The 22,447-nt window shown below is 53.8% G+C and carries 24 protein-coding genes and 1 pseudogene; 17 read left to right on the top strand and 8 right to left on the bottom strand.

Annotated features, from left to right (window positions below; translation table 11 throughout):
- Window positions 1–38: 38 nt before the first annotated feature.
- Window positions 39–1,058, bottom strand: a complete 1,020-nt coding sequence (gene epd, locus FDW88_RS05810; protein ID WP_096755770.1) for an erythrose-4-phosphate dehydrogenase — start codon at window positions 1,056–1,058, stop codon at window positions 39–41.
- Window positions 1,059–1,433: 375 nt separating this feature from the next.
- Between epd and FDW88_RS05805 the strand changes: the two genes are divergently transcribed.
- Genes FDW88_RS05805 through FDW88_RS05785 form a run of 5 tightly spaced genes read left to right on the top strand, consistent with a single transcriptional unit; the run spans window position 1,434 to window position 4,488 of the window.
- On the top strand, window positions 1,434–1,859 hold the full coding sequence (locus tag FDW88_RS05805) for a PPC domain-containing DNA-binding protein (RefSeq protein ID WP_137362199.1): 426 nt from the start codon (window positions 1,434–1,436) through the stop codon (window positions 1,857–1,859).
- 24 nt (window positions 1,860–1,883) lie between these two features.
- Window positions 1,884–2,462, top strand: coding sequence for an ECF transporter S component (locus FDW88_RS05800; protein WP_137362198.1), 579 nt, complete (start codon window positions 1,884–1,886; stop codon window positions 2,460–2,462).
- Complete coding sequence (locus FDW88_RS05795; protein WP_137362197.1) at window positions 2,463–3,170, top strand: energy-coupling factor transporter transmembrane component T; 708 nt, start codon at window positions 2,463–2,465, stop codon at window positions 3,168–3,170. It abuts the gene before it with no gap.
- On the top strand, window positions 3,158–3,835 hold the full coding sequence (locus tag FDW88_RS05790; RefSeq protein ID WP_135911439.1) for an ABC transporter ATP-binding protein: 678 nt from the start codon (window positions 3,158–3,160) through the stop codon (window positions 3,833–3,835). The genes FDW88_RS05795 and FDW88_RS05790 overlap by 13 nt, the downstream gene beginning before the upstream one ends.
- Window positions 3,829–4,488: an ABC transporter ATP-binding protein gene (locus FDW88_RS05785; RefSeq protein WP_137362196.1), complete on the top strand. Its 660-nt coding sequence runs from the start codon at window positions 3,829–3,831 to the stop codon at window positions 4,486–4,488. Before FDW88_RS05790 ends, FDW88_RS05785 begins: the two co-directional genes overlap by 7 nt.
- Window positions 4,489–4,541: 53 nt before the next feature.
- On the opposite strand, the gene tkt is transcribed toward FDW88_RS05785, so the two are convergent.
- On the bottom strand, window positions 4,542–6,533 hold the full coding sequence (gene tkt / locus FDW88_RS05780) for a transketolase (protein ID WP_137362195.1): 1,992 nt from the start codon (window positions 6,531–6,533) through the stop codon (window positions 4,542–4,544).
- A gap of 279 nt (window positions 6,534–6,812) precedes the next feature.
- Here tkt and FDW88_RS05775 point away from each other — a divergent pair, with 279 nt between their 5' ends.
- Window positions 6,813–7,571, top strand: a complete 759-nt coding sequence (locus tag FDW88_RS05775) for a M48 family metallopeptidase (protein WP_096755757.1) — start codon at window positions 6,813–6,815, stop codon at window positions 7,569–7,571.
- 110 nt (window positions 7,572–7,681) lie between these two features.
- Here FDW88_RS05775 and speB read toward each other — a convergent pair whose 3' ends face one another.
- The 4 genes and pseudogenes from speB to FDW88_RS22775 all read right to left on the bottom strand — a co-directional run.
- Entirely contained in the window at window positions 7,682–8,602 is a 921-nt protein-coding gene (gene speB / locus FDW88_RS05770; protein ID WP_096755756.1) for an agmatinase, read from the bottom strand.
- A gap of 142 nt (window positions 8,603–8,744) precedes the next feature.
- A complete protein-coding gene (gene speA / locus FDW88_RS05765) occupies window positions 8,745–10,721 on the bottom strand; it encodes a biosynthetic arginine decarboxylase (RefSeq protein WP_096755755.1) in 1,977 nt (658 codons plus the stop codon).
- An 8-nt stretch (window positions 10,722–10,729) separates the two neighbouring features.
- A complete protein-coding gene (gene yqgB / locus FDW88_RS05760) occupies window positions 10,730–10,861 on the bottom strand; it encodes an acid stress response protein YqgB (RefSeq protein WP_115257520.1) in 132 nt (43 codons plus the stop codon).
- 185 nt (window positions 10,862–11,046) lie between these two features.
- Window positions 11,047–11,148 (bottom strand): annotated as a pseudogene (locus FDW88_RS22775) (hypothetical protein); the annotation flags it as partial.
- 425 nt (window positions 11,149–11,573) lie between these two features.
- Here FDW88_RS22775 and metK point away from each other — a divergent pair.
- From metK to FDW88_RS05745, 3 genes are all read left to right on the top strand, one after another.
- The gene (gene metK, locus FDW88_RS05755; protein WP_115257519.1) at window positions 11,574–12,728 is read left to right on the top strand and encodes a methionine adenosyltransferase; all 1,155 of its coding nucleotides are present in this window, start codon (window positions 11,574–11,576) and stop codon (window positions 12,726–12,728) included.
- A gap of 380 nt (window positions 12,729–13,108) precedes the next feature.
- On the top strand, window positions 13,109–14,503 hold the full coding sequence (gene galP, locus FDW88_RS05750; protein ID WP_096755752.1) for a galactose/proton symporter: 1,395 nt from the start codon (window positions 13,109–13,111) through the stop codon (window positions 14,501–14,503).
- A 78-nt stretch (window positions 14,504–14,581) separates the two neighbouring features.
- The gene (locus tag FDW88_RS05745; protein WP_137362194.1) at window positions 14,582–15,103 is read left to right on the top strand and encodes a SprT family zinc-dependent metalloprotease; all 522 of its coding nucleotides are present in this window, start codon (window positions 14,582–14,584) and stop codon (window positions 15,101–15,103) included.
- A gap of 12 nt (window positions 15,104–15,115) precedes the next feature.
- On the opposite strand, the gene FDW88_RS05740 is transcribed toward FDW88_RS05745, so the two are convergent.
- A complete protein-coding gene (locus tag FDW88_RS05740; protein WP_137362193.1) occupies window positions 15,116–15,991 on the bottom strand; it encodes a dihydrodipicolinate synthase family protein in 876 nt (291 codons plus the stop codon).
- A 237-nt stretch (window positions 15,992–16,228) separates the two neighbouring features.
- Here FDW88_RS05740 and endA point away from each other — a divergent pair, with 237 nt between their 5' ends.
- The 5 genes from endA (at window position 16,229) to ruvX (ending at window position 19,857) form a co-directional block, all read left to right on the top strand.
- The gene (gene endA, locus FDW88_RS05735) at window positions 16,229–16,936 is read left to right on the top strand and encodes a deoxyribonuclease I (protein ID WP_115257516.1); all 708 of its coding nucleotides are present in this window, start codon (window positions 16,229–16,231) and stop codon (window positions 16,934–16,936) included.
- 74 nt (window positions 16,937–17,010) lie between these two features.
- The gene (gene rsmE / locus FDW88_RS05730; RefSeq protein ID WP_135911436.1) at window positions 17,011–17,742 is read left to right on the top strand and encodes a 16S rRNA (uracil(1498)-N(3))-methyltransferase; all 732 of its coding nucleotides are present in this window, start codon (window positions 17,011–17,013) and stop codon (window positions 17,740–17,742) included.
- Window positions 17,743–17,754: 12 nt separating this feature from the next.
- On the top strand, window positions 17,755–18,702 hold the full coding sequence (gene gshB, locus FDW88_RS05725; protein WP_117342642.1) for a glutathione synthase: 948 nt from the start codon (window positions 17,755–17,757) through the stop codon (window positions 18,700–18,702).
- Between the two features lie 175 nt (window positions 18,703–18,877).
- Window positions 18,878–19,441 carry a YqgE/AlgH family protein gene (locus FDW88_RS05720; protein ID WP_096755746.1) on the top strand — a complete coding sequence of 188 codons (564 nt, stop codon included), beginning with the start codon at window positions 18,878–18,880 and terminating at the stop codon, window positions 19,439–19,441.
- Complete coding sequence (gene ruvX / locus FDW88_RS05715; RefSeq protein ID WP_096755745.1) at window positions 19,441–19,857, top strand: Holliday junction resolvase RuvX; 417 nt, start codon at window positions 19,441–19,443, stop codon at window positions 19,855–19,857. The genes FDW88_RS05720 and ruvX overlap by 1 nt, the downstream gene beginning before the upstream one ends.
- A gap of 9 nt (window positions 19,858–19,866) precedes the next feature.
- On the opposite strand, the gene FDW88_RS05710 is transcribed toward ruvX, so the two are convergent.
- Window positions 19,867–20,847 carry a type IV pilus twitching motility protein PilT gene (locus tag FDW88_RS05710; protein WP_137362192.1) on the bottom strand — a complete coding sequence of 327 codons (981 nt, stop codon included), beginning with the start codon at window positions 20,845–20,847 and terminating at the stop codon, window positions 19,867–19,869.
- 17 nt (window positions 20,848–20,864) lie between these two features.
- On the opposite strand from FDW88_RS05710, the gene FDW88_RS05705 reads away from it, so the two are divergent.
- Genes FDW88_RS05705 through yggU form a run of 3 tightly spaced genes read left to right on the top strand, consistent with a single transcriptional unit; the run spans window position 20,865 to window position 22,441 of the window.
- Window positions 20,865–21,569, top strand: coding sequence for a YggS family pyridoxal phosphate-dependent enzyme (locus FDW88_RS05705; RefSeq protein WP_137362191.1), 705 nt, complete (start codon window positions 20,865–20,867; stop codon window positions 21,567–21,569).
- An 18-nt stretch (window positions 21,570–21,587) separates the two neighbouring features.
- Window positions 21,588–22,154, top strand: coding sequence for a YggT family protein (locus tag FDW88_RS05700; RefSeq protein WP_096755742.1), 567 nt, complete (start codon window positions 21,588–21,590; stop codon window positions 22,152–22,154).
- The gene (gene yggU / locus FDW88_RS05695; protein ID WP_003027101.1) at window positions 22,151–22,441 is read left to right on the top strand and encodes a DUF167 family protein YggU; all 291 of its coding nucleotides are present in this window, start codon (window positions 22,151–22,153) and stop codon (window positions 22,439–22,441) included. Before FDW88_RS05700 ends, yggU begins: the two co-directional genes overlap by 4 nt.
- The last annotated feature ends 6 nt before the right edge of the window (window positions 22,442–22,447 follow it).

Here is a 22,447-nt window from a genome sequence, read left to right as displayed (position 1 = left end):
CTCGTTGATTCTTAAAGTTTTGCAAGCGCTCACGCGCCTTACCTGAAACCAATAGCAGCCATCGCTAACGTTGTGTCGAGCATGCGGTTAGCAAAGCCCCATTCATTATCGCACCAGACCAATGTTTTGATCAGGTGAGCACCACTTACGCGCGTTTGCGTACCATCAACGATGGCGCTGTGCGGGTCGTGGTTAAAATCTACAGAGACCAACGGTAATTCCGTATAGTCAACTATACCATGAAATGCACCTTGTGCTGCTTTTTGCAGCAACTGGTTGACTTCACTCGCTTTTACTGGTTTTTTCACCGTCACGCTTAAGTCGATCGCCGTCACATTTATGGTCGGTACACGCACCGCAATCGCTTCAAAACGATCGTTAAATTGTGGAAAAATTCGTGTGATCCCCGCCGCCAGTTTGGTATCAACGGGAATAATCGACTGACTGGCTGCTCGCGTACGACGCAGGTCGGGATGATAGGCATCAATAACCTGTTGATCGTGCATCGCGGAGTGGATCGTCGTAACGGTGCCGGACTCGATGCCGTAAGCATCATCCAACAATTTAATAACAGGAATAATGCAATTCGTGGTGCAGGAGGCGTTGGAAACGATCCGGTCTTCAGCGCGCAGCTGATCCTGATTAACGCCAAACACAACGGTTGCGTCGATGTCGTGACTACCAGGATGTGAAAAGAGCACTTTTTTTGCACCTGCGGCAATATGCGCTTCGCCGTGTTCGCGGCTACCGAAGACCCCCGTACAGTCCAGCACGACGTCAACACCCAGTTCGCGCCACGGAAGCGCATCGAGTGTTCGCTCATGCAGAATGCGAATCGCGTCGTCGCCAACAATGAGCTGGTCGCGTTCCTGGCGAACATCCCAGGCAAAACGTCCATGGCTGGTGTCATATTTCAACAAATGCGCCATGCCTTCAGCACTCGCCAATTCGTTGATGGCCACCACGGTGATTTCCGCCCGACGCCCGGATTCATACAAAGCACGAACCACGTTGCGCCCGATGCGACCGAAACCATTAATCGCTACGCGTACGGTCATAGGTCTCCTGCAAGGATTTCTCAGAAACGATGTGGCTGACAGAGTAATGCAGCAAATCGCTCAGGGAAACCTTACCTGTCGCAAACTGCGACTGTTTGATTAATTGTCGAACATTTAATCGACTGAAACGCTTCAGCTAGAATAAGCGAAACAAGGAATAAAAGGAATGATTGTCCAGCAACAGAACACCGTTATCTGACTTACATCACATTTTAACGCTCTGCCCCGCTAAATTTATTCCATATTCCAGAATTGCGAATAAGCGTAGCAAGATTATTTCGTTGCCGTGTCACAAATCCTGATTTATATCAGAAAGCACCCTAGCCAGCGTCTATATTATCAGCGCTACGTCCGAGTCTCGGAGTCCCTCAACCTATGGTCACATACTCTCCTCACGCCTCTGCAGCTCGCTTTCATGCGCTGCGTTTACTCCCTGGCCAGGAAGTCTTTTCCCGACTGCACGATTTTATCCAACAGCATCAATTACATGCCGCCTGGATTGCCGGTTGTACCGGAAGTTTAACCCACGTTGCCTTACGCTTCGCGGGTCAGGAAGAAACCACATTGCTCACCGGCACCTGGGAAATTATCTCCCTGAACGGCACGCTGGAACTGACCGGCGAGCACCTGCATCTTGCGGTTTCTGACCCACAGGGCGCGATGTTGGGAGGCCACATGATGCCAGGCTGTACCGTGCGCACCACGCTGGAACTGGTGATTGGCGATCTTACAGAGCTGGCGTTTAGCCGCCAACCTTGTGTCGTTTCCGGCTATGACGAACTGGTTATCACATCCCGTTAACGCTTCACTTTAAAGAGGTTTTCTATGGCGCGTCGCCAATTTTCCAGCCAGTCACTGGTACTGATTGTTATTGCCATTGCCATCAATATGGTCGGTGGACAGCTCATCAGCATGGTGAAACTGCCTATTTTTCTCGACTCCATCGGCACCATTATCAGCGCGGTGCTATTAGGCCCGATTGTGGGAATGTTAACGGGATTACTCACCAACCTGCTGTGGGGGTTACTCACCGATCCGATCGCTGCCGCCTTCGCGCCGGTAACCATGGTTATCGGGCTGGTCGCAGGATGGCTAGCACGAGCAGGATGGTTTCGTACCTTACCGAAAGTGGTGTTCAGCGGCGTGATCATTACCCTGGCCGTCACTGTCGTTGCCGTACCTATCCGCACCACCTTGTTTGGCGGCGTGACCGGCAGCGGCGCTGATTTATTTGTTGCCTGGATGCACTCGGTTGGCGAGGGTCTGGTTGAGTCGGTGGCTGTCACGGTGATTGGCGCCAATCTGGTAGATAAAATTCTCACCGCCGTGATTGTTTGGGTACTGTTGCGCCAGCTTCCATTGCGCACCACACGTCATTTTCCAACGATGTCTGCTGTGCGCTAAATGCACCCGTTTACCTCGTTAACCCTGTGGGCGCTGGCCGCATGTTCCACATTGCTGCTACCCGCGGGAATACCGCTTACCGTTTACAGCACGGTCGTGTTCCTGTTCTTACTCTGTATGCCAGCCACGCGTCCCCGGGCGAAATATGTCGTCTGGTTGATGGTGCCCCTGGGCGTTGGATTGTGGCTGGTCCACGGTGGCTGGTTGACCGAATGGATAAGCGGACAACCGCGCACGCCACAACGGTGGGCCGATGCCATCACGCTGTGGTTGCGGATCCTGGCAATTGTGTCAACGTCACAGCTGTGGATGCAGTACGTGCCGGTATCGCGGTTTATTCGCGCCCTGTTTGCCTCCCGCCTGCCACCCGGCGTTGCCTACCTGTTTGCAGGCCCGCTGCTGGTTGTTGAGCAACTCAAACGCCAGTTGGCGATTATTCACGAAGCCCAGCGCGCGCGCGGCGTGCCGTTGGACGAGCACTGGTATCAACGGCTGCGCGCCACGCCGGCGCTGATCGTGCCACTCACGCATAATGCGCTTAACGATCTGGTGGTTCGCGGGGCGGCACTGGACATGCGGGCCTTTCGTTTGCATCGTAGACGCACAACGTTATGGGCACCGGAGGACAGCACCTTACAACGCATTGCCCGCTACACGATGGTACTCGCCATGCTGGTCGAAACAGGAGTGTGGATATGGTTACGCTAGAGCAGTTTCGCTATCTCCCGACGCACGCCACGCGCCCACCAGCCTGCTTTGACTTCCACTATGCAGAACCCGGAATGGTGGCAATTTTCGGTGATAACGGCAGCGGAAAAAGTACGCTGGCACAGCTGATGGCAGGCTGGTACCCCGATTTTCTTCCCGGAGAGATTGAAGGGAAAGGAAAGTTGCTGGGAAATCCTGTCGGACAACTGTCACTCGTCGAGCAGTCGTGTACCATCCAACTGGTGCAGCAATCGCCTTATCTGCAGCTTTCTGGCTGCACATTCAGCGTGGAGGAAGAAGTGGCATTCGGCCCGGAGAACCTCTGCCTGCAGGAGGCTGAAATTATGCGTCGAATTGACGCCGCACTCACACTGACGGAATGCCAGTCGTTGCGCCATCGCCATCCAGGAACGCTTTCCGGCGGAGAAACACAGCGGGTGGTCATTGCCAGCGCGCTAGCCATGCAACCCAGAATATTGATTCTGGATGAAGCATTCAGTCGTCTGACGGCGCAGGCCACCAGTATGTTGCTGGATCGGTTGCATCAATGGGCGCAGGAGCAACAGGCGTTGATTGTGCTTTTCGAACGAGACCACACCCCTTTTATCAGCCATTGTCAGCAGGCATGGCAACTGCGTGACGGAGCGCTATCCCCACAATGCTAACGCTTAACCAGGTGACGTATCGCTGGCCGAATGCCTCTTATAACTGCCTGCACAACATCTCGCTTAATCTTAACGCCGGTGAATGGCTGGCGCTGACGGGCGATAATGGCGCGGGAAAATCCACGCTGCTGCGCATCATGGCGGGCCTTCTGCCCCCCTCATCTGGCACGATAACCTTGAGTGACAGGTCGATTGCGCAACTGAAAAACCGCGAAAGAGCTAAGGTGCTCGGCGTATTGTTTCAGGAAGCCGAAAACCAAATTTTTCACAGCAAGGTCGTAGAGGAAGTCGCCTTTGGATTGCGACTGCAAAAGCGTCCCGCCGCGGAGATTGCGCAACGTACTGCAGCAGCCCTGCAGTTATGTCAGTTAGCGGACGTCGCCGACGCTCATCCGCTGGATCTGCACACCGCGCAACGACGTATGGTCGCCGTCGCCAGCCTTGAAGCCATGGCACCGGCCCTTCTCCTGCTTGATGAACCGAGCCGGGATTTTGACGCACACTGGCTGGCGATATTTGAGAACTGGCTCGCGGTGTGCCGCGCACGAGGCACTAGCGTGGTCGCGATCAGCCATGACGTTGCATTTACGCAGCGTCATTTTTCTCGCGTAGTGCGCCTTGAAACGGGTCAGCTACGCCAAGAAAAAATCTGACGCACAAAAAAAACGGGCCGCCTGAGCGACCCGTTATACCGTTGTAATCGTAATTACAGCAGTTCTTTGGCTTTCGCAACCACGTTGTCTACGGTGAAGCCAAACTCTTCAAACAGCAGCTCAGCCGGAGCAGACTCTCCAAAGGTGGTCATACCGATGATAGCGCCGTTCAGGCCCACGTATTTGAACCAGTAGTCCGCGATGCCCGCTTCAATTGCCACGCGAGCAGAGACAGCTTTCGGCAGCACGGATTCACGATAAGCGGCATCCTGCTTGTCGAATGCATCGGTAGACGGCATGGAGACCACGCGCGCTTTAACGCCTTCCGCCGTCAGTTTGTCCCATGCAGCCACCGCCAGTTCAACTTCAGAACCGGTAGCAATGAAGATCAGCTCAGGCTGGCCGGCGCAATCTTTCAGCACATAACCACCGCGTGCGATGTTTGCCAGCTGCTCTTCAGTACGCTCCTGCTGTGCCAGGTTCTGACGGGAGAGGATCAGCGCGGTCGGACCGTCCTGACGCTCAACGCCGTATTTCCACGCTACCGCAGATTCAACCTGGTCACATGGACGCCATGTGCTCATGTTCGGGGTCACGCGCAGAGAAGCAACCTGCTCTACCGGCTGGTGAGTCGGGCCATCTTCGCCCAAACCGATGGAATCGTGGGTATAGACCATCACTTGACGCTGTTTCATGAGTGCCGCCATACGCACCGCATTACGGGCATATTCAACGAACATCAGGAAGGTAGAGGTGTACGGCAGGAAACCACCGTGCAGCGCGATACCGTTAGCGATAGCGGTCATACCAAATTCACGAACACCGTAATGGATGTAGTTACCAGCAGCGTCTTCGTTAATGGCTTTAGAACCAGACCAGATAGTCAGGTTAGATGGGGCGAGGTCAGCGGAACCACCGAGGAATTCTGGCAGTAAATGACCAAACGCTTCAATAGCGTTCTGGGATGCTTTACGGCTGGCGATTTTGGACGGATTGGCCTGCAGTTTAGCAATGAACTCATTCGCTTTCGCATCGAAGTCAGATGGCATTTCACCTTTCATACGACGGGTAAATTCAGCGGCTTCCTGCGGGAAGGCTTTCGCATAAGCAGCGAATTTCTCGTTCCACGCCGCTTCTTTAACCTGACCTGCTTCTTTCGCATCCCACTGTGCGTAGATTTCAGACGGGATTTCAAACGGCGCGTATTTCCAGCCCAGCTGCTCGCGGGTCAGTGCAATTTCTGCGTCGCCCAGCGGTGCACCGTGAGAGTCGTGGGTGCCAGCTTTGTTCGGGGAACCGAAACCGATGATGGTTTTGCACATCAGCAGGGACGGTTTGTCGGTCACTGCGCGGGCTTCTTCTACTGCGCGCTTAATCGCATCAGCATCATGGCCATCAACGCCACGCACCACGTGCCAGCCGTAAGCTTCGAAACGCTTCGCGGTGTCATCAGTGAACCAGCCTTCAACGTGACCATCGATAGAAATACCGTTGTCATCGTAGAACGCAATCAGTTTGCCCAGCTTCAGCGTACCAGCCAGAGAACATACCTCGTGAGAGATACCTTCCATCATGCAGCCGTCGCCCATGAAGGCGTAGGTGAAGTGGTCAACAATGTCGTGACCTGGACGGTTAAACTGCGCCGCCAGCGTTTTTTCAGCGATAGCCATACCCACCGCGTTAGCGATGCCCTGACCCAGCGGACCGGTAGTCGTTTCCACACCCGCGGTATAACCCACTTCCGGGTGACCCGGCGTTTTGGAGTGCAGCTGACGGAAGTTCTGCAGCTCAGACATCGGCAGGTCGTAGCCGGAGAGGTGCAGCAAACTATAAATCAGCATTGAGCCGTGACCGTTTGACAACACGAAGCGGTCACGGTCAGCCCAGGACGGGTTATTTGGGTTGTGGTTCAGGAAATCACGCCACAGGACTTCGGCAATGTCAGCCATACCCATCGGGGCACCCGGATGACCGGATTTGGCTTTCTGTACTGCGTCCATGCTCAGCGCACGAATAGCATTGGCAAGCTCTTTACGTGAGGACATTTTGACTCCAGATCGGATAATGAAGGCTGTGCCCGGAACGACTTGACGACAGAGCGTTTTGGGCTACGCCGGAAAAAAGTGCCAACAATGTAACCCAAGCCGCGTGCCATGTACATGGAGCATCCTTTTACCGCTTCAGAAATCTCTGGATCCTGCACGCATGTTGCGCAATCTTCTCGCCCGCTTGTTGTTCTTTTCTTTATACTTAGGTTGAGCGTCGCATTACCTGCAAACGACGCATTTTTTAGAATAATCCTGACTTCGTGCGGAAGAGAAAAAATGAAAATTCGCGCTTTACTGCTTGCTATGAGCATGGCAACGGCATTGACCGGCTGCCAGAATATGGACTCCAACGGACTACTTTCATCTGGCGCAGGTGCTTTCCAGGCCTACAGTCTGAGCGATGCTCAGGTCATCGCGCTGAGCAACCAAGCCTGCCAGGATATGGACAGCAAAGCGACCATTGCTCCTGCCAGCAGTGAATATACCAAACGACTGAGCAAAATCGCCGCTGCGCTAGGCGATAACATCAACGGCCAGCCGGTGAATTACAAAGTCTATGTGGCGAAAGACGTTAACGCGTTTGCGATGGCAAATGGCTGCATCCGCGTGTACAGCGGCCTGATGGATATGATGACCGATAACGAAGTTGAGGCGGTTATTGGTCACGAAATGGGCCACGTTGCGCTGGGTCACGTGAAGAAAGGAATGCAAGTTGCGCTGGGAACCAACGCCGTGCGTGCCGCAGCGGCCTCTGCGGGCGGCATCGTCGGCAGCTTGTCGCAGTCTCAGCTTGGCGATCTGGGAGAAAAACTGGTGAACTCGCAGTTCTCCCAACGTCAGGAATCCGAAGCGGATGATTACTCGTATGATTTGTTGCGCAAACGCGGTATTAATCCGGCAGGCTTAGCCACCAGCTTTGAGAAACTGGCAAAACTGGAAGCCGGTCGTCAAAGCTCAATGTTTGACGACCATCCAGCCTCCGCCGAACGTGCGCAACATATTCGCGACCGCATGAGCGCAGACGGAATTAAGTAATCTTCAAACAGTGCCGGATGGCTGCGTAAACGCCTATCCGGCCTACAGATTCAACAACAATGTAGGCCGGATTAGCGTCAGCGACATCCGGCAAAATTGTCCGAAATCCGTTATTCGCCTTTCTTCGCCGCCTGGATATACAACATCTCCAGTGCCAGCGTTGCTGCTGCCAGCGCGGTGATCTCAGACTGATCGTAGGCCGGGGCCACTTCGACTACATCCATCCCGACAATATTTAGATCCTTCAGGCCACGCACCAGTTTGATCGCACGATCCGACGTCAGACCGCCGATCACTGGCGTACCCGTACCCGGAGCAAACGCCGGATCCAGGCAGTCGATATCAAAGGTCAGGTAAACCGGCATGTCACCGACAATCTGCTTCACCTGCGCAATGATGTCATCCACGCTGCGATCGTTCACCTGGCAGGCATCCAGTACGGTAAAGCCGTTGTCTTTGTCAAACTCGGTCCGAATACCGATCTGCACGGAATGGTTCGGATCGATCAGGCCTTCGTTCGGCGCGGTATAGAACATGGTGCCGTGGTCAAATTCACAGCCGTTAGCATAGGTGTCGGTGTGGGCATCAAAGTGCACCAGCGCCATTTTACCAAAGTGCTTAGCGTGCGCGCGCAGCAGCGGCAGCGTGACGAAGTGGTCACCGCCGAAGGAGAGCATGCGCTTGCCGGCAGAAAGCAGCTTTTCAGCATGCGCCTGCAATTTTTCACTCATTTCACGCGCATCGCCAAACGCATACACCAGATCGCCGCAGTCCACGACGTTCAGGCGTTCACGCATGTCAAAATTCCACGGGAAGCGGTTGTGCTCCCAGGCCAGATTGGTCGACACCTGACGGATCGCTGCCGGACCATGACGCCCACCCGCACGACCAGACGTCGCCATATCAAACGGTACGCCGGTAATAACCCAGTCGGCATCGCTGTCGTAGGGCTGGAAATTCATCGGCAGACGTAAAAAACCAAAGGCGTTAGAAACCAAGGAGTTGTCGTATTGATGACCTAAGGTGCTCATGTACTGACCTCTTATAAAATCGGTTAAAAAAAATCCCCTCCGCGTCGTTAAGCCCGACGAGGAAGGGATTGATTTACGTGACTACGTGTATGGGCGAATTATCGCCGCTAATTTGTCCAGGTTCAAGCGACCCAGAACAACCTTACTCGTCTTCGAGATAGGTATAGCCGTACAGTCCAGCCTCGAACTCTTCGAGGAACTGCTGTTGCAGCGCATCGTCCAGATCGGTCTGTTTAACCTGATCGCGGAAGTGGGTCAGCAACGTTTTTGGATCCAGCTGCACGTACTGCAACATGTCCGCGACGGTATCCCCTTCATCAGACAGCTCAACTTCAACGCTACCATCCGGGAAGACAAATACGTCGACCGCTTCGGTATCGCCGAACAGGTTGTGCATGTTGCCAAGGATTTCCTGGTACGCGCCAACCATAAAGAAGCCCAGCATCGGCGGGTTCTCAGGATCGTACTCCGGCATCGGCATGGTGGTAGCAATACCATCGCCGTCAACATAGTGGTCAATAGCACCGTCAGAGTCGCAGGTAATATCCAGCAGCACCGCACGGCGCTCAGGGACCTGGTTCAGTCCTTCCAGCGGCATGACCGGGAACAGCTGATCGATCCCCCACGCATCCGGCATCGACTGGAACAGTGAGAAGTTGACGTAAATCTTATCCGCCATACGCTCCTGCAGTTCGTCGATGATCGGACGGTGCGCGCGGTTGCTCGGGTCGAGCTGTTTCTGCACGTCATGGCACATGTTCAGATACAGCTGCTCTGCCCACGCGCGCTCCTGCAGGCTGAAGGTTCCGGATGAATAGCCAATGTGAACATCGTGCAAATCCATCTGACTGTCGTGCAGCCATTCACGCAGCGAACGGCGGGTGCCCGGTTCGTGCATCTCCTGCCAGGTTTCCCACATGCTTTGCAGGGCACGCGGCGCATCGTCAGCCGGAGGCGTAGCTTCGGTGTGTTCGCTACGCTCAACGCCGATGATGTTAGACACCAGCACGGTATGGTGCGCGGTTACCGCACGACCGGACTCGGTAATTACCGTCGGATGCGGCAGACCGTGTTCTTCACAGGCATCGCCAATCGCCCAGATAATATTGTTGGCGTATTCGTTCAGACCGTAGTTGACCGAACAGTCAGACTGCGAGCGTGTCCCTTCATAGTCCACGCCGAGGCCACCACCCACATCGAAGCACTGGATGTTTACGCCCAGTTTGTGCAGCTCAACGTAGAAACGCGCAGATTCACGTACGCCGGTGGCGATATCGCGAATGTTCGCCATCTGTGAACCGAGATGGAAGTGCAGCAATTGAATGCTGTCCAGACGACCGCGTTCGCGCAGAATTTCCACCAGTTGCAGTACCTGGTTCGCCGCCAGGCCGAACTTGGATTTTTCACCACCGGAGGACTGCCATTTACCAGAACCTTGCGAGGCCAGACGCGCACGCACGCCCAGACGCGGGACCACATTCAGCCGTTCGGCTTCATCCAGCACGATCGCGATTTCAGACATCTTCTCAATGACCAGATAGACCTTGTGGCCCATCTTCTCGCCAATCAGCGCCAGACGAATGTATTCGCGGTCTTTGTAACCATTACAGACAATCACGCTGCGGGTCATGCCCGCATGCGCCAGAACCGCCATCAGTTCGGCCTTAGAACCGGCTTCCAGTCCCAGCGGCTCACCGGAGTGAATCAGCGATTCAATCACACGACGGTGCTGATTAACCTTGATCGGATAAACGAGGAAATAATCACCCTTGTAGCCGTAAGATTCGCGGGCGCGTTTGAATGCGGCGTTAATCGAACGCAGACGGTGTTGCAGGATCTGTGGGAAACAGAACAGCGCAGGCAGACGTTGCCCCTGCGCTTCGCGAGCTTTTACCAGCTCGGCAAGATCAACACGTGCTTCCGGGACGTCAGGGTCCGGACACACGCTAATGTGACCGAGTTCGTTGACGTCATAGTAGTTATTACCCCACCAGGCAATATTGTAGGTACGCAGCATCTTGCTGGCTTCCTGGGAACTCATTGCAACCTCCTGCATGGAGCGTAGTACACCCTGTCCGCCTGCTGACGAAGGCGAACCCATAGAAATGTCGTCAGACATAGCGAACCTCAAATTTTATTAACAAGTGTAAAACAGTTGACTACTATCGCAATCCGAAGAAGCGATAACAACCCATAAACAGGCAGATTTTCCAGCAGATAGTGCTGACGCTCCGACTGTGCGACCGGTTTCTTTATCATTTCATTGTAAACACGTTACCGAACGTAATACTGACAGTTCGGCGAAACCACGAGAAAACTCTTGTTTACCAAGAGCGCCCTTGTTCAGTCCTTAGTGACCGTTACCGGCTCTTGAGTCCTGAGATACGCCGGGATGGGTATACACTTCATCCTTCATGCAGCCTCGACGCAGCATGAATGATTTTATGTATATAACATCGACAGGTATGCAAAGCAGAGATGCAGATTGCGGGGGACATATGCACACCTGAACGGTGTGGCAGATTCAGCAGAATACAACGGTTCATTATCTCGTATCACCTCCACGGTCGCTCCAGACGGAACGAACCCACAAGCCAAAGCTAAAGCTAAAGTGTTAACCCGGCTGGAAGTGGCGACACGATGAAAACGTCGTGTGCTTTTTGTATAAGCCGCGCGCCGCGTTTTATACCGATAAGAGTACGAAAAAGCAAAAGATAAATGCGCGCATTGCCAGCACCGTCAGGAAAAATTTCCAGTTACATTTTCGGTACAATGCGACCGTAGTCAAAAAAAGCTGGAAATCGGGCGAAGAACTGTCCTAAAATAGCCGTCCAGATGTTAATCCATCTATACCGATTAACACTCAGACTGCCAGTGTCCGAAATCTGCAGACTCATGGTAGAATCTTCTACACATGGCTATTCCACTCGACAGTTTGAGCTAACCAAATTCTCCTTAGGTGAAATTAAATATGGCAAAACACCTTTTTACGTCCGAGTCCGTATCAGAAGGGCATCCTGACAAAATCGCTGACCAAATCTCTGATGCCGTGCTGGATGCAATCCTCGAACAGGATCCGAAAGCACGCGTCGCCTGCGAAACCTATGTCAAAACCGGTATGGTTTTAGTTGGCGGTGAAATCACCACCAGCGCATGGGTCGACATCGAAGAGATCACGCGTAATACGGTTCGCGAAATTGGCTATGTGCATTCCGACATGGGCTTTGACGCTAACTCTTGCGCAGTACTGAGCGCTATCGGTAAACAGTCCCCGGATATCAACCAGGGCGTTGACCGGGCCGATCCGCTGGAACAGGGCGCGGGCGATCAGGGTCTGATGTTTGGTTATGCCACCAACGAAACCGACGTGTTGATGCCGGCACCAATCACTTACGCTCACCGTCTGGTACAACGTCAGGCTGAAGTGCGTAAAAACGGCACCCTGTCGTGGCTGCGCCCAGATGCGAAAAGCCAGGTCACCTTCCAGTATGACGATGGCAAAATTGTCGGTATTGATGCGGTGGTTCTGTCTACTCAGCACTCTCAAGATGTTGACCAGAAAACACTGCAAGAAGCAGTGATGGAAGAGATCATCAAGCCGGTACTGCCGACCGAGTGGTTGAGCGCATCGACCAAATTCTTCATCAACCCAACCGGCCGTTTCGTTATCGGTGGCCCAATGGGTGACTGCGGTCTGACCGGTCGTAAGATTATCGTTGATACCTACGGCGGCATGGCGCGTCACGGTGGCGGCGCATTCTCAGGTAAAGATCCGTCTAAAGTTGACCGTTCTGCAGCCTACGCAGCCCGCTATGTTGCGAAAAATATCGTGGCTGCCGGTCTGGCTGACCGCTGTGAGATTCAGGTTTCCTACGCTATTGGCGTGGCAGAACCTACCTCTATCATGGTCGAAACCTTCGGTACCGAGAAAGTGCCAACTGAACAGCTGACCCTGCTGGTGCGTGAGTTCTTCGACCTGCGTCCATACGGCCTGATCCAGATGCTGGATCTGCTGCACCCGATCTATAAAGAAACCGCAGCCTACGGCCACTTTGGTCGCGAACATTTCCCATGGGAAAAAACCGACAAAGCGCAACAGCTGCGCGAAGCTGCCGGACTGAAGTAATTTACTGAATACCCCCGCTTACCAGGACCAGCCTTAAGGCTGGTCTTTTTTTTAGCTGTACCTTAACGTCCCTCTCCTCCCTGACTTTCAATGCAAATGAAAGCGATTACATCCAGTAATTATCATAATGAATTGATTTTACATCCCTTAATTTCTACATTTTCATTATTGTTACATTACTTTTCAGTATCGTCTTAATTCCAGGCAATCACTCATTTTTCATTTTTATGAAACTGCATATTTTTCAAATAATTAACTTATAACAGCCGTGAATGCCAGTGTAAGCGATTACACTAATGTGATATTAATCTCATTTTTTCACCCCGTACTCACCTACCCTTAACATCAACAAAAATAAGTTACCCAACCTGGAGGGCATCATGCCTGGGAATAAAAAACAGGGGCGTTCCAACAAAGCCATGACATTTTTTGTCTGCTTTCTTGCCGCCCTGGCAGGATTACTTTTTGGCCTGGATATCGGCGTGATTGCCGGTGCATTACCGTTCATCACCGACGAGTTTCAAATTACCCCGCACACTCAGGAATGGGTGGTCAGCTCCATGATGTTTGGCGCAGCTGTAGGTGCTGTCGGCAGCGGCTGGCTCTCCTTCAAGCTTGGACGAAAAAAAAGCCTGATGATCGGCGCGATCCTGTTTGTCGCCGGCTCGCTGTTCTCCGCCGCGGCGCCTAACGTAGAAGTACTGCTTCTCTCCCGTATCCTGCTGGGTCTGGCCGTGGGCGTTGCGTCTTACACTGCGCCACTGTATCTGTCTGAAATTGCACCGGAAAAAATTCGTGGCAGTATGATTTCCATGTATCAGCTGATGATTACCATCGGGATCCTCGGGGCCTATCTATCCGATACCGCCTTTAGCTATAGCGGTGCATGGCGCTGGATGCTGGGCGTGATCATCATTCCTGCCCTGCTGCTGCTGGTTGGCGTATTCTTCCTGCCGGACAGCCCGCGCTGGTTCGCCGCTAAACGTCGCTTCGTCGATGCCGAACGCGTGCTGTTGCGTCTGCGTGATACCAGTGCAGAAGCGAAACGCGAGCTGGATGAAATTCGTGAAAGCCTGCAGGTAAAACAAAGCGGTTGGGCGCTGTTTAAAGAAAACAGCAACTTCCGCCGCGCGGTATTCCTTGGCGTACTGTTACAGGTGATGCAGCAGTTCACCGGGATGAACGTCATCATGTACTACGCACCAAAAATCTTTGAACTGGCGGGTTATACCAACACCACTGAGCAGATGTGGGGCACCGTTATCGTGGGTTTGACCAACGTGCTGGCGACCTTTATCGCCATTGGCCTGGTTGACCGCTGGGGCCGTAAACCGACGCTGATCCTCGGCTTTATCGTGATGGCTATCGGTATGGGCGTGCTGGGCACAATGATGCACATTGGTATCCACTCCGCTGCCGCCCAGTACTTTGCCGTACTGATGCTGCTGATGTTTATCGTTGGCTTCGCGATGAGTGCCGGTCCGCTGATTTGGGTACTGTGCTCTGAAATCCAGCCGCTGAAAGGCCGCGATTTCGGTATCACCTGCTCTACCGCAACCAACTGGATTGCCAACATGATCGTCGGCGCAACCTTCCTGACGATGCTGAACTCGCTGGGCAGCGCCAACACCTTCTGGGTCTACGGCGGCCTGAACGTCCTGTTCATCTTCCTGACCTTGTGGCTGATTCCGGAAACCAAAAACGTCTCCCTGGAACACATTGAACGTAACCTGATGAAAGGCCGTAAACTGCGCGAAATTGGCGCACACGACTAATCACCTGCGGCTTCCTCCCCTCGCGGGGGGAAGCCTGCCTCTTGCAGTCCTTTTCCTGTCGCACTATCCTCTGGCGTTATGAAAACCTCTCGTCTCCCCATCGCCATCCAGCAAGCCGTTATGCGCAGCCTGCGGGAAAAACTTGCCCTCGCCAATCTCAAGCTCGAACGCAATTATCCGGAACCTAAGCTTGTGTACCAACAGCGCGGCACTGCTGCGGGTACTGCGTGGCTGCAAAGCAATGAAATTCGCCTCAACCCGGTGCTGCTGATGGAAAACGTCGAGGCGTTTATCAACGAGGTCGTACCGCATGAACTGGCACATTTGCTGGTGTGGAAGCACTTTGGCCGCGTACCGCCTCACGGGAAAGAGTGGAAATGGATGATGAAGAGCGTGCTGGGCGTTCCGGCCCGGCGTACGCATCAGTTCGAACTGCAATCCGTGCAGCGCAATACCTTTACTTACCGCTGCAAGTGCCAGGAGCATCAGTTGACCGTCCGCCGACATAACCGCATTGTGCGTGGTGAGGCCACCTACCGCTGCGTCCACTGTGGCGAACCGTTGATTCCCGGGCCGCAGGAAAACCCGGCGAAGGCCTGACATCCTCGTTCATCAATCCAAAAAAGATAATGAACTCAACGTTTCCTGCAATAAGAGCCTTTCCTCCCCCTTCAGCGTTTGCAGCGGAAAGGGGAGACAAGGCGCAGACACTTTCCCCATCATTTCTGCCACCGTCGCGATCACCCTCAGGCTACCGTGCCGTTGATAAAAGGCCCACAGAGGCTGGAGCGCGCTATCCAGTTGCCGGGTTTTGACGTGATCTCCCGTCAACGCGGCATTGGCTAAAACACGTGAATAATGCGGGAACAAGCCTGCCAGGACGGAATACCAGACATCGCCTCCGGCTAACAGCCCTGAGGCAGCCTGACCGTCGCCACTGACACCAATAGAGACGCCTGCCGGAAGACTGTTTTTTAGCTTGGTGATCCGTTCAGAGGTGAATGAAGCCAGTTTAATCGAACCAATAGCCGGTAAATTTGACAGCGCGATAAGCAGGTCATCGCTAAATTCAAACCCGGTGGTGGCGGGATTATCATAAATACATAGCGGCACCGACAGCTCGCGAGTGACTCGATCGTACAGATCAAAAACTTCATCCACGTTCAGCCGCTGGTAAGAGACCGGGGCCATCAAAACGCCGCTGACACCCGCCTGCTGCGCATCATCCATAAGATGCAGAATTTCTTCGACTCGTACGCTGCCAATGCTGGTAATAACGGGGATATCAGATGCCGCCTCAAGCGCAAGCCGGGTAACGCGTAGGCGCTGTTCACGCGTCAGGTAGGCATAGCTCCCGGTAGAACCCAGCACACCGATGGAATCAACGCCGGCACCGGCAATATTCTCAATCAGAGAAAGCCATGTATTTTCATCAACCTCACCCGCCCTCAGCGGCGTAAGCGGAAACGCGCTCAACCCTTTCTTCATCTTTTTCCCCGGTCATTAATTCGATAAAAACGGCTGTTATCTGGGCAATCTGCGCAACGCCCTGGTTCGCGCTCGTGACACGCTACTGTATGAGCAGGCGCGCTAAACAAGCAAACAATAATCCGCCGATAGCGCCTTGTTACTCAAAAGTAATTTCTGGAACTTATATGATTTAGCTGATTGCATCTGCCCGACGCTTTCGTTACGTTGCGGGCTCGTTTTGACACGGAGTGTGTGATGTACCGTAATCTTTCTATGGCAGTGGCGTTATTGGCTACTGCACTCTCTGGCCCGGCATTCGCCGAAGGTATCAACAGTTTCTCCCAGGCGAAAGCCGCTGGTGTAAAAGTTAATGTCGATGCGCCCGGCGATTTCTACTGTGGCTGTAAAATTAACTGGCAGGGCAAAAAAGGGGTCGTGGATCTCGAGTCCTGCGGCTATAAAGTGCGGAAAAACGAAAACCGCGCCAGCCGTATTGAATGGGAACACGTGGTTCCGGCCTGGCAATTTGGTCATCAACGCCAGTGCTGGCAGGACGGTGGACGTAAAAATTGCGCCAAAGATCCGGTCTATCGCAAGATGGAAAGCGATATGCACAACCTGCAACCGGCAGTGGGTGAAGTAAATGGCGATCGCGCGAACTTTATGTACAGCCAGTGGAACGGCGGCGAAGGCCAGTATGGGCAGTGTGACATGAAGGTCGATTTCAAAGAAAAAGTGGCTGAGCCGCCTGCGCGCGCTCGCGGCGCCATCGCGCGCACCTATTTTTACATGCGCGACCAGTACAACCTGACGCTTTCCCGTCAGCAAACCCAGCTTTTTAACGCCTGGAATAAACAGTATCCAGTGACCGACTGGGAGTGCGAACGCGACGAACGTATTGCGAAGGTACAGGGCAACCATAACCCATACGTGCAACGCGCTTGCCAGGCGCAAAAGAGCTAACCTACACTAGCGTCAATATTTTAACCCATGCCCTGCCGTTTTGTCGGCCAGGGCCATGACGCGGATGGTTAACTATGCGCATTCCTCGCATTTATCACCCTGAACCACTCACGGCAGGCAGCCAAATTTCACTGTATGAAGATGCCGCCAACCATATCGGTCGCGTGCTGCGCATGGGACCGGGCCAGGCTCTTCAACTATTTGACGGCAGCAACCAGGTGTTTGACGCCGAGATCACCCACGCCAGCAAGAAAAGCGTGGATGTGAAGATACTGAGCGCCGAACTCGACGATCGCGAATCTCCCTTGCATATTCATCTTGGGCAGGTGATGTCGCGCGGTGAAAAAATGGAATTTACTATCCAGAAATCGATTGAACTGGGTGTAAGCCTCATTACGCCACTTTTTTCTGAGCGCTGCGGCGTTAAACTGGACAGTGAACGCTTGAACAAGAAGCTCCAGCAGTGGCAGAAAATTGCGATTGCCGCCTGCGAGCAATGCGGTCGTAACCGGGTGCCTGAAATTCGCCCGGCAATGGATCTGGAAGCCTGGTGTGCCGAGCAGGACGAGGGGCTAAAACTGAACCTGCACCCGCGCGCCAGCGCCAGTATTAACACGCTTCCGCTGCCGGTAGAGCGCATCCGACTGCTGATTGGCCCGGAAGGCGGGCTGTCGGCAGATGAAATTGCCATGACTGCACGCTATCAGTTTACTGATATTCTGTTAGGACCTCGCGTTCTGCGTACTGAGACAACTGCGCTCACCGCCATTACCGCGCTACAGGTGCGATTTGGCGATCTGGGCTAACGGAGAAGAACAATGATCAAGCTCGGCATCGTGATGGATCCCATCGCAAGCATCAACATCAAGAAAGATTCCAGCTTTGCTATGCTGCTGGAAGCACAACGTCGTGGTTACGAACTTCACTATATGGAGATGGCCGATCTTTATCTGATTAACGGTGAAGCCCGCGCCCGCACGCGTACCCTGAGCGTAGAGCAGAACTACGACAAATGGTATGAGTTCAACAGCGAACAAGATCTACCACTGGCTGACCTGGACGTCATTCTGATGCGTAAGGATCCGCCGTTTGATACCGAATTCATCTACGCCACCTATATTCTGGAACGTGCAGAAGAGCAAGGGACGCTGATCGTGAACAAACCGCAGAGCCTGCGCGATTGTAACGAAAAGCTGTTCACCGCCTGGTTCGCGGACCTGACGCCAGAAACGCTGGTCACGCGTAACAAAGCGCAGCTGAAAGCCTTCTGGCAAAAACACAGCGATATCATTCTCAAGCCGCTGGACGGCATGGGCGGTGCATCGATCTTCCGCGTGAAGGAAGGCGATCCGAACCTCGGTGTAATTGCCGAAACGCTGACCGAACACGGTACCCGCTACTGCATGGCGCAGAACTACCTGCCGGCGATTAAAGACGGCGACAAACGCGTACTGGTGGTCGATGGCGAACCCGTTCCCTACTGCCTGGCACGCATTCCACAGGGCGGTGAAACCCGTGGTAATCTGGCGGCCGGTGGCCGTGGCGAACCTCGTCCGCTGACCGACAGCGACTGGGAAATTGCACGTCGTATCGGGCCAACGCTGAAAGCTAAAGGACTGATTTTTGTCGGTCTGGATATTATCGGCGATCGCCTGACGGAAATTAACGTCACCAGCCCAACCTGTATTCGCGAAATTGAGGCGGAGTTCCCGGTGTCCATTACCGGTATGCTGATGGATGCCATTGAAGCTCGCTTAGCCAAGTAAGCCTGCGCCGGATGACGACGCCACGGTGTCTTATCCGGCCTACAATTGCACCCCGTTGGCCGGATAAGGCGAAGCCGATATCCGGCAATGTTATTTTCAGAGGGTGACAACTTAACACTTTCCTCGCATACTGACCGTTGTTGCTTTTTTGAACCAGGAAACAGAACCTCTGACAATGAATTTACAGCATCACTTTCTTATTGCCATGCCTGCTCTCCAGGATCCGATTTTCCGCCGTTCCGTGGTCTACATTTGCGAACATAATGAAAATGGCGCAATGGGGATTATCGTCAATAAACCCCTGGAAAACTTACAGATTGCAGGGATTCTGGAAAAGCTGAAGATTACCCCTGAGACACGCGATCCGGCGATTCGCCTGGATAAAGCCGTGATGCTCGGAGGCCCGTTAGCAGAAGAGCGTGGGTTTATTTTGCATACCCCTCCTTCACGCTTCGCCTCCAGCATTCGTATTTCGGACAACACCATTATCACTACTTCCCGCGATGTACTGGAAACCTTAGGCACTCAGGAACAACCTTCCGAGGTGCTGGTCGCCCTGGGGTATTCATCATGGGAAAAAGGCCAACTGGAGCAAGAGTTGCTGGATAACGCCTGGCTCACCGCCCCCGCGGATCTCAATATTCTGTTTAAAACGCCGATTGCCGACCGCTGGCGCGACGCGGCCAAACTTATCGGGATCGATATCCTGACCATGCCTGGCGTGGCGGGACACGCATAATGAGCGAAACATTACTCTCCTTTGATTTTGGGACCAAAAGTATTGGCGTGGCGATTGGTCAGCGCATTACAGGTACTGCCAGACCGCTGCCTGCCATCAAAGCGCAGGACGGCACGCCAGACTGGAACGTGATTGAACGCCTGCTAAAAGAGTGGCAACCGGATGAAATCATTGTCGGTCTGCCGCTCAATATGGACGGCACCGAGCAGCCGCTTACTGCGCGCGCGCGCAAGTTTGCCAACCGTATTCATGGCCGCTTTGGCGTCACGGTCACGCTGCACGACGAACGTCTGAGCACCGTCGAAGCACGTTCCGGCCTGTTTGAGCAAGGCGGGTACCGCGCGCTGAATAAAGGCAAAGTAGACTCCGCGTCTGCCGTCGTTATTCTCGAAAGCTATTTCGAACAAGGTTACTAAGGCTCATATTTACAGCCTGCCTTGCGCCTGACGCTGCTGCAGGCTCTGGGAAAATGTTTGCATACCCGCCTGTTGCCCGGTTTGTATCACGCCGGGTAGCTGGTGGGTTTTCCCTTCACGGATCAGATTACTCACAGCCGACGTATAGACCAGCAGTTCAAATAACGCCACCCGCCCACCCTGCCTGTCGGCTTCCAGTTTTTGTGCGAGCACCGCCCGCAAGCTACCCGCCAGTTGATTACGCACCGGGTCTTTTTCCTGTGCAGGGAACGTATCCACCAGCCGCTCCACCGCCTGCGCCGCACCGCGCGTATGCAGCGTTGCCAGCACCAGATGCCCCGTTTCCGCCGCCGTCAGTGCCAGACGAATCGTCTCGCTGTCGCGCAGTTCCCCCAGTAAAATCACGTCAGGATCTTCACGCAATGCCGCCCGCAGGCCGGCAGCAAAAGAAAGGCAGTGCACGCCAATCTCACGCTGTTGGATCAGACAACGCTGGCTGGTATAGCGGAATTCAATCGGGTCTTCCAAGGTCAGAATATGCCCGTCAACGTGCTGATTGAGAGAGTCCACCATCGCCGCCAGCGTCGTCGACTTACCGCTGCCCGTCGCCCCGGTCACCAGAATCAACCCGTTTTCGCTGTGCAGCAGTTCTGGCAACGCAGCGGGCGTCTGGAGATCATCCAGGCACGGGCAATCAAGCGGCAGCAGTCTCAGCGCCAGTGACGTTCCCTGCTGATGCGTAAATGCGCTGGCCCGTAAACGCCGGGAATCCGCCAGTGCGATAGCAAAATCAACCTGACCCTTTTCCCGCCACTGTACCTGTTGTTGCTCACTGAGCCATAACATCAGCAGCTTCTCCACGTCAGGCGCGGTAAACGGGGCAATTTCTACCCTTCCACATATGCGCCAGCGCGCAGGCCATGCATTGCACAGGTGTAGATCCGACACGTTATGCTTTACACTAAGGGCCACTATTTCTTCCATATTCATATGAACATCCTCGGAAAATGAACGATATCGCGCATAACCTGGCACATGTCAGGGAGAAAATCTCAGCCGCCGCGACGCGTTGCGGGCGGTCTTCAGAAGACGTTACGTTGCTTGCAGTGAGCAAAACCAAACCTGCGAGCGCCATCGAAGAAGCCATTACTGCCGGGCAGCATGCCTTTGGGGAAAACTATGTTCAGGAAGGCGTGGATAAGATCCGCTACTTCAGCGAAAACGGCGTGACTGGACTGCAGTGGCACTTTATCGGCCCGTTGCAGTCCAACAAAAGCCGTCTGGTGGCTGAACATTTTGACTGGTGCCACACGATAGACCGTTTGCGCATCGCCACCCGACTCAGCGAACAGCGCCCGGCAGACCTACCGCCGCTAAATGTGCTGATTCAAATAAACATCAGCGATGAGAACAGCAAGTCAGGTATTCCGCTGGCAGAGCTTGATGCCCTGGCCGCAGACGTCGCCGCTCTGCCGCGCATTACCCTGCGTGGACTGATGGCAATCCCGGCGCCTGAGTCAGATTATGTAAGGCAGTTTGAAGTTGCACAGCAAATGGCTGTAGCATTTGCCGGGTTGAAAACACGCTACCCGACAGTCGATACGCTCTCGTTGGGAATGTCTGATGATATGGATGCCGCCATCGCGGCGGGTAGCACGATGGTGCGCATTGGCACTGCCATTTTTGGTGCTCGTGATTACACAAAAAATTAAGGAAAACTGAGGAACACCATGAATACGTTGACCTTCCTGCTCTCAACGGTAATTGAGCTGTATACCATGGCGCTGCTATTGCGCGTGTGGATGCAGTGGTCTCGCTGCGATTTTTACAATCCGTTTTCGCAGTTCATTGTAAAAATCACTCAGCCTATTATTGGGCCGTTACGCCGAATTATTCCCCCGATGGGGCCGATTGATAGCGCATCGTTACTGGTCGCGTTAGTGCTCAGCTTTATCAAAGCTATTGTGCTGTTCAAAGTGGTCACGTTCCAACCCATTATCTGGATCGCCGCCGTACTGATCGTCCTGAAGACTATCGGGCTGCTGATTTTCTGGGTACTGCTGGTGATGGCCATCATGAGCTGGGTCAGCCAGGGCCGCAGCCCTGTAGAATACGTACTGATTCAACTGGCGGATCCGCTGCTGCGTCCTATTCGTCGTATCCTACCAGGAATGGGCGGGATCGACTTCTCCCCGATGATCCTGGTGCTGCTGCTCTATGTCATCAACATGGGGATCGCAGAAGTGTTACAAGCGACAGGCAACATGCTGCTGCCGGGGCTGTGGATGGCGCTATGAGTGCCGTAACACCCTGCGATGACGGTCTGGTTTTACGGCTCTACATTCAGCCTAAAGCCAGCCGTGACAGTATTGTGGGTTTACATGGCGACGAAGTAAAAGTCGCCATTACCGCCCCACCGGTCGATGGGCAAGCCAACAGCCATCTGGTGAAGTTTCTCGGTAAACAGTTCCGCGTGGCGAAAAGCCAGGTCGTTATTGAGAAGGGCGAGCTTGGCCGCCACAAACAGGTTAAAATCATTCATCCGCAACAGATCCCGCCAGAAATTGCGGCGCTAACTGATTAGGTATCC

It is taken from the genome of Citrobacter sp. wls829, from assembly GCF_005280825.1.
Lineage (GTDB): Bacteria > Pseudomonadota > Gammaproteobacteria > Enterobacterales > Enterobacteriaceae > Citrobacter > Citrobacter gillenii.
This window is presented reverse-complemented; position numbering and strand designations above follow the sequence as displayed.

Bases quoted from the DNA above. Each gene is read 5' to 3' on its own strand.
- galP (WP_096755752.1), top strand. From the start codon at position 13,109: ATGCCTGGGAATAAAAAACAGGGGCGTTCCAACAAAGCCATGACATTT.
- ruvX (WP_096755745.1), top strand. From the start codon at position 19,441: ATGAGCGAAACATTACTCTCCTTTGATTTTGGGACCAAAAGTATTGGC.
- FDW88_RS05805 (WP_137362199.1), top strand. From the start codon at position 1,434: ATGGTCACATACTCTCCTCACGCCTCTGCAGCTCGCTTTCATGCGCTG.
- FDW88_RS05795 (WP_137362197.1), top strand. From the start codon at position 2,463: ATGCACCCGTTTACCTCGTTAACCCTGTGGGCGCTGGCCGCATGTTCC.
- FDW88_RS05720 (WP_096755746.1), top strand. From the start codon at position 18,878: ATGAATTTACAGCATCACTTTCTTATTGCCATGCCTGCTCTCCAGGAT.
- FDW88_RS05800 (WP_137362198.1), top strand. From the start codon at position 1,884: ATGGCGCGTCGCCAATTTTCCAGCCAGTCACTGGTACTGATTGTTATT.
- rsmE (WP_135911436.1), top strand. From the start codon at position 17,011: ATGCGCATTCCTCGCATTTATCACCCTGAACCACTCACGGCAGGCAGC.
- metK (WP_115257519.1), top strand. From the start codon at position 11,574: ATGGCAAAACACCTTTTTACGTCCGAGTCCGTATCAGAAGGGCATCCT.
- yqgB (WP_115257520.1), bottom strand. From the start codon at position 10,861: ATGATAAAGAAACCGGTCGCACAGTCGGAGCGTCAGCACTATCTGCTG.
- FDW88_RS05775 (WP_096755757.1), top strand. From the start codon at position 6,813: ATGAAAATTCGCGCTTTACTGCTTGCTATGAGCATGGCAACGGCATTG.
- FDW88_RS05710 (WP_137362192.1), bottom strand. From the start codon at position 20,847: ATGAATATGGAAGAAATAGTGGCCCTTAGTGTAAAGCATAACGTGTCG.
- speA (WP_096755755.1), bottom strand. From the start codon at position 10,721: ATGTCTGACGACATTTCTATGGGTTCGCCTTCGTCAGCAGGCGGACAG.
- speB (WP_096755756.1), bottom strand. From the start codon at position 8,602: ATGAGCACCTTAGGTCATCAATACGACAACTCCTTGGTTTCTAACGCC.
- FDW88_RS05785 (WP_137362196.1), top strand. From the start codon at position 3,829: ATGCTAACGCTTAACCAGGTGACGTATCGCTGGCCGAATGCCTCTTAT.
- yggU (WP_003027101.1), top strand. From the start codon at position 22,151: ATGAGTGCCGTAACACCCTGCGATGACGGTCTGGTTTTACGGCTCTAC.
- gshB (WP_117342642.1), top strand. From the start codon at position 17,755: ATGATCAAGCTCGGCATCGTGATGGATCCCATCGCAAGCATCAACATC.
- FDW88_RS05790 (WP_135911439.1), top strand. From the start codon at position 3,158: ATGGTTACGCTAGAGCAGTTTCGCTATCTCCCGACGCACGCCACGCGC.
- FDW88_RS05705 (WP_137362191.1), top strand. From the start codon at position 20,865: ATGAACGATATCGCGCATAACCTGGCACATGTCAGGGAGAAAATCTCA.
- FDW88_RS05745 (WP_137362194.1), top strand. From the start codon at position 14,582: ATGAAAACCTCTCGTCTCCCCATCGCCATCCAGCAAGCCGTTATGCGC.
- FDW88_RS05700 (WP_096755742.1), top strand. From the start codon at position 21,588: ATGAATACGTTGACCTTCCTGCTCTCAACGGTAATTGAGCTGTATACC.
- endA (WP_115257516.1), top strand. From the start codon at position 16,229: ATGTACCGTAATCTTTCTATGGCAGTGGCGTTATTGGCTACTGCACTC.
- FDW88_RS05740 (WP_137362193.1), bottom strand. From the start codon at position 15,991: ATGAAGAAAGGGTTGAGCGCGTTTCCGCTTACGCCGCTGAGGGCGGGT.
- tkt (WP_137362195.1), bottom strand. From the start codon at position 6,533: ATGTCCTCACGTAAAGAGCTTGCCAATGCTATTCGTGCGCTGAGCATG.
- epd (WP_096755770.1), bottom strand. From the start codon at position 1,058: ATGACCGTACGCGTAGCGATTAATGGTTTCGGTCGCATCGGGCGCAAC.